The sequence below is a fragment of the Acinetobacter sp. genome (assembly GCF_036659555.1).
Classification (GTDB): Bacteria; Pseudomonadota; Gammaproteobacteria; order Pseudomonadales; family Moraxellaceae; genus Acinetobacter.
In genome coordinates, this window is record NZ_JAVXCI010000134.1 from 1 (window position 1) to 5,389 (window position 5,389).

General features: G+C 48.1%; 5 protein-coding genes. 4 read left to right on the forward strand and 1 reads right to left on the reverse strand.

The features are described from left to right. Positions 1-13: 13 nt before the first annotated feature. Both tsaD and RSA72_RS13650 read left to right on the forward strand, forming a co-directional pair. Positions 14-1,030 (forward strand): tRNA (adenosine(37)-N6)-threonylcarbamoyltransferase complex transferase subunit TsaD, encoded by a 1,017-nt coding sequence (tsaD, locus tag RSA72_RS13645; protein WP_332624559.1) that lies wholly within the window; start codon positions 14-16, stop codon positions 1,028-1,030. A 375-nt stretch (positions 1,031-1,405) separates the two neighbouring features. Beyond that, positions 1,406-1,750: a hypothetical protein gene (locus RSA72_RS13650; RefSeq protein WP_332624556.1), complete on the forward strand. Its 345-nt coding sequence runs from the start codon at positions 1,406-1,408 to the stop codon at positions 1,748-1,750. A gap of 88 nt (positions 1,751-1,838) precedes the next feature. On the opposite strand, the gene RSA72_RS13655 is transcribed toward RSA72_RS13650, so the two are convergent. Further along, positions 1,839-2,720: an ATP-binding protein gene (locus RSA72_RS13655; RefSeq protein ID WP_332624557.1), complete on the reverse strand. Its 882-nt coding sequence runs from the start codon at positions 2,718-2,720 to the stop codon at positions 1,839-1,841. A gap of 180 nt (positions 2,721-2,900) precedes the next feature. On the opposite strand from RSA72_RS13655, the gene RSA72_RS13660 reads away from it, so the two are divergent. Both RSA72_RS13660 and RSA72_RS13665 read left to right on the forward strand, forming a co-directional pair. Further along, the gene (locus RSA72_RS13660) at positions 2,901-4,412 is read left to right on the forward strand and encodes a DUF3336 domain-containing protein (protein WP_332633354.1); all 1,512 of its coding nucleotides are present in this window, start codon (positions 2,901-2,903) and stop codon (positions 4,410-4,412) included. After that, a complete protein-coding gene (locus RSA72_RS13665; protein ID WP_443098304.1) occupies positions 4,402-5,253 on the forward strand; it encodes a protein kinase domain-containing protein in 852 nt (283 codons plus the stop codon). The genes RSA72_RS13660 and RSA72_RS13665 overlap by 11 nt, the downstream gene beginning before the upstream one ends. The last annotated feature ends 136 nt before the right edge of the window (positions 5,254-5,389 follow it).

Genomic DNA, 5,389 nt, shown 5'->3' on the forward strand with positions numbered 1-5,389 from the left:
TATAGGCAGTTTAATGATCGTTTTAGGCTTAGAAACATCTTGTGATGAAACAGGGCTTGCACTGTATGACAGCGAGCTGGGGTTGCGCGGGCAAGTGCTGTATAGCCAAATTAAACTGCATGCGGAATACGGCGGCGTGGTGCCGGAGCTGGCTTCACGCGACCATGTGCGCAAGCTGATTCCGCTGCTTAACCAGCTGCTGGACGAAAGCCAGATCAAGAAATCCGAGATTGATGCGGTGGCCTATACCCGCGGGCCGGGCTTAATGGGCGCATTGATGACCGGCGCGCTGTTTGGCCGAACTTTAGCCTTTGCGCTGAATAAGCCGGCCATTGGCGTACATCATATGGAAGGCCATATGCTGGCGCCTTTATTGTCTGAAACGCCGCCGGAGTTTCCGTTTGTGGCGCTTTTGGTGTCCGGCGGCCATACTCAGCTGATGGCTGCCTATGGCATTGGCCAGTACGAACTGCTGGGCGAGTCGATTGATGATGCAGCCGGTGAGGCTTTTGATAAAGTTGCGAAAATGATGGGATTGCCGTATCCGGGCGGCCCGAATATTTCCAAACTGGCTGCCGATGGCGATATGAATGCTTTTGCATTTCCGCGTCCAATGCTGCATCAAGGCTTGGACTTTTCTTTCAGCGGCTTGAAAACAGCCGTTTCTGTACAGCTGAAAAAAGTTGCAGGCGAGGGCCGTGAAGCGGATATTGCCGCTTCATTTCAGGAAGCGCTGGTGGATACGCTGGTGAAAAAATCTGTAAAAGCCATGAAACAGACAGGTTTAAAGCGCTTGGTAATTGCCGGTGGCGTAAGCGCCAACAAGCGCTTGCGTGAGCGCTTGGAAGCTGATTTGGCTAAAATCCGCGCCAATGTGTTCTATGCAGAACCTGCTTTATGTACAGACAATGGCGCCATGATTGCTTTTGCGGGTTATCAGCGCTTAAAAGCGGGTCAGCAGGATGGCTTGTCTGTGACGACGACACCGCGCTGGCCAATGACGGAATTGACTAATCCCGCGGAAGCGTAAAATTGAAAAGAGGCGGAAGCCTCTTTTTTATTGGGCATTTAAGGCATTTAGATGCTGTAAATAAAATCTTCAAAAGCAGGTCTGAATAAAACGGAAAAATTTGGAATGAAAAGCCCCGGCATCCTGTCAGGGTTTTCCGTATTGGTTCGCTCGGCATGACTTCTGTCGCGCCTTACATTCTGTGCTTGAACTTATAATTTTTCTTATCTGATTTTACATCCATGTGCGGCTTTACTTTTGAAATTCAGGTAAAAAATGTGGGGGCGGTGCTGAGGCCTAGGCCTCTTTTTTATATTAACTATTTTTAGGTATGTTGGAAGGATAAACAGCAATGATATTTTGAAGTCTGTTATTACACAAAAGGAGGATAGACTCATGCCGGGTTATAAATTTGATGGTTTTGTTGAAGTGAAATTAGTTACTAATTCTAGAAAATTAAAAGATCAGTCACATAGATGTAGCGATAATTATCACTTTCACTCGATTAAGCAAGGTGGACGCATTCGCTGGAATATAGAAGGCGGCTCTCAATTGAATATTTCTTTCAATGTTAAAGAAGATATCAAAGCTGGTATTGATAAAGAAATTTTCAAAGGCTTGAAAGATGGCAGTGAAACGAATATGCCAGCTGGTGACAGTATATATATAGCTGATGTTAAGCAAAACGGTGAAGACATTAAGGATTCACATTTGATAAAAATAACAGTAACAGTTATCTAAAATGTGGGTGAGTAAAAGCCAATACAGATTGGCTTTTACTCACTGTATTTGGTCAATTACAGTTGCTTTTTAATTGTCTAATTAAATTTTAGGAGTTTTGCATTGCATTCAATCGCTGCGAACCAATCCAGTGCTTGGAGAACTGATAAGCGGCGCGGCCTGAACGCTGCCCGCGGGCCTGGCACCATCTTAAAGCTTCAGCGCGCGTATCTTCCGGCATCGGCATATCTGCTTTAGCCAAATAATGCGCCACAATTTCCAAATACAGCTTCTGATCCATCGGGTAAAACGACAGCCACAAGCCGAAACGGTCAGACAGTGAAATCTTTTCTTCAATCGCTTCCTGCGGGTGCAGTTCCGTATGCTGAGGCACATCGGCGCGGGTCACAGGCGTGTTCTCGTGCATGAACTCCGGCAGCAGATGGCGGCGGTTGCTGGTCGCGTAAATAATGAAATTGCTGGCGCCAGACTGCAAAGAACCATCGAGAACGCTCTTTAAGCTGCGGTAATTTTCATCTTCCGCATTAAAAGCCAGATCATCACAGTACACAATGAACTTTTCCGGGCGGCCTGCAATCAATTTCTGAATTTCCGGCAAATCGGATAAATCATCCCGCTCAATTTCAATCAGGCGTAATCCCTGAGCTTCATACTCAGTCAGCAGGGCGCGGACAATTGAGGACTTTCCTGTGCCGCGCGAACCCGTCAGCAAGACATCATTCGCTGGCAAGCCTTTTAAAAACTGCAGGGTGTTTTGAATCACTTTGCCTTTCTGCTTTTCAATGCCTTTTAAGTCGTCCAAATAAATCTTTTTGGGCTGCAAAATGGCTTTGAGCTGCTTGTCCTGCCATTTATAGGCGCCGGCGGAAAAATCCGGGGCCTGCTTGACCTCAGGCAGAGCCTGCTGCAGCTGCAGCAGAACATCAGAAAGGGATTTTAAAATATTATCAGGTAAATCAAGAGTTGCCATGAATATTCAGTTTGTGATTAATCGATGAATAGATGTAATTTTACAGCAACACTGTATAGTATTTCTGCATAATGTGCCAATTAATGCAAACTTTTGGCTATTGAACTGAGGGTTGAATTTTGCAACAGTTTCAGTCATTGAGAAATGCAATGTATAAAACGCTAGCGCTGAGGGATAGATATGCTATTACAAGATTTCGCACGGGATATTAATCCGCATCAAGCGTACCGCATCAAAAAATTAAAGCGCCAGCTGGAAACCGCTGAAAGCTATGAGGAATGGAAAGATATTGCGCTGAAGATAGATGAAGAGTCGGGTGCGCAGGAGTGGAAGCTGGATAACTGCTCGCCCTATTTTGACGCTGAAATTATTGCGTACCGCTTAGGGTTTTTGAGGCGCTACCGGGCGCAGAAGCGCACCCGCGACCTGATGTATATGCTGAGTGAAGGCCTGACTTATGATATTGCCAATATCGCGCATCCGCTGCTGTTTTCCGTGACCTATGTCGGCACCAAAAAAATTATTGAAGATTATGTGGCTGAAGTCAGTGAAGGGTTGGCATTTATTGCTTCGGCGCAATGCGAATGCTTAACCGTGCAGGAAAAAATCGCGTTCTTTAAGCGGTGCCAGAAAGCTTTTGGGCAGCCTGCGATGATGTTTTCAGGCGGCGCAACTTTAGGGCTGTTTCATACTGGTGTATGCAAGGCGCTGATGGAGCAGGACTTAATGCCGAAGGTGCTGTCAGGTTCGAGTTCAGGCGCAATTATGACGGCCATGCTGGGCGTTTCAAAGCCTTCAGCATTTATGGAAATACTCAAAGGGCATAACTTTTACAGTGAGGCCTTCCGCTTTAGAAAGCTCAGCGACCTGCTCAAAGGCAATGGCGGTCTGGCGGATGTGCGGTATTTAAAAAATTTCCTTGTGGAAAATTTAGGCGATATGACTTTTGCAGAGGCGCAGAAAGCTTCCGGGCTGCATATCAATATTGCAGTTGCGCCCTATGACGCTTCGCAGGACGCGCGCATCATGAATGCCTATACCTCGCCGGATTTGCTGGTGTGGAGCGCGGCGCTGGCGTCCTGCGCTGTGCCTATTTTATTCCCGCCGGTGAGGCTGACCAGCAAGCGCTATGATGGGGAATATACGCCTTATATGGCTGCGACCCATTGGGTGGACGGCAGCGTGCGCAGCGATTTTCCGCAGGAGAAAATGGCGCGCCTGTACAATATTAATTACACCATTGCCAGTCAAGTGAACCCGCATATTGTGCCGTTTATGCAGGATGAAGTTTCGCGCTTCCGTAAAGACATGCTGAGCTGGCCGGAACGCATTATCCGCAGGCAAGGCAAAGTCATTACCAAAGGCTTGATGGATTTTGCCCGCGAGCGCGCAGGGAATGTGCCGCCGGTGCGCCGCCTGCTGGATCATGGCTATGGCGTGGTGGATCAGCTCTATTACGGCAATGTGAATATTGTAGGCAATCACAGCCTGCGCCATTACAGCTATATGCTGCAGAACCCGCGCCCTTATTTATTTAAAATTCTGCAGCGCGAAGGCGAGCGCGCAACATGGCCGAAAATTTCGCTGATTGAAATCCATGCCCGTGTAGGGAAAACCATTCAGCACTGCCTGGAGCTGCTGAATTACCAGAATGCCCCAGACCAGCAGCATGCAGAATATATTGCAATTTAATGCGCGCATGCTGCAGCCTGCACAGTTTGTCTTAAAAACCAAAGCCAGGAGCCTGTCTTTTGGCCGCCGGCTGTATCAGTTTCAGGCTGCGGCAGATGGCTTGGGCGGCGCGCAGCAGCTGTTTTGGCTGAAAGGGCAGCTGTGCAGTGATTCATTCAGCAATCCGCTTCATCATTCAGCGCAGGCGGAAGCCGGTTTTCAGCATGAACTAAGCCTGTATCAGGCGCTGCAGCGCCAGCGCGCCGGCTTTCTGCTGCCATTTCAGATTATTCAGGCGGATTGCTTAAATTTTGCAGAAGGGCTGTATCCGCAGGGCTTAGTCTTGCCGGATGCGCCGCCGCTGTTCAATCTTGATCCGCGGCAGCTGAGTATGGCGCAGATTCAAGCACTGCTGCTGCAGGCTACGGATGCGCTGGATCAGCTTGCGCAGTTGGGCTGGCTGCATGCAGATATCAAGCAGGAGCATTTTGTGCAGCATGCAGGTCAGGTCAGGCTGATTGATCTGGAGCAGGCGCAGCCCATTCATGCGCCACCTCCGCCTGAGCTGAATGCAACACCGCGCTATATGGCGCCGGAATTGTTTCAGGGGCAGCCGAAAAGCCTGCAAAGTGATGTCTATGCGTTTGGAATTGTGCTGTATGAATGGCTGACTGGACAGCGCCTGCAGGCGCTGCATTATGAAGATTGGGCATATTTGCATTGCCAGCGCTTAAATATTGATCTTCCTCAGCAATTTCGATGCTTTCAGCCCCTGCTGCAGGCCATGCTGGCCAAGCGTAAAAGTCAAAGAATACGTGATTTTTCTCAAGTAAAAACACGCTTAACCACTGAAATTGCTTAGAAAAAATACAAAAACAACCATTTTGTTTTTTATTTAAGCAAACAAGGCGCTTTTTTATAAAAAGTGCTTGTCATGCCCAGGTGATCTCTATAATATACACAGCCATTGGGGACGTGGCGAAATTGGTAGACGCACT

Bases quoted from the DNA above. Each gene is read 5' to 3' on its own strand.
- tsaD (WP_332624559.1), top strand. From the start codon at position 14: ATGATCGTTTTAGGCTTAGAAACATCTTGTGATGAAACAGGGCTTGCA.
- RSA72_RS13660 (WP_332633354.1), top strand. From the start codon at position 2,901: ATGCTATTACAAGATTTCGCACGGGATATTAATCCGCATCAAGCGTAC.
- RSA72_RS13650 (WP_332624556.1), top strand. From the start codon at position 1,406: ATGCCGGGTTATAAATTTGATGGTTTTGTTGAAGTGAAATTAGTTACT.
- RSA72_RS13655 (WP_332624557.1), bottom strand. From the start codon at position 2,720: ATGGCAACTCTTGATTTACCTGATAATATTTTAAAATCCCTTTCTGAT.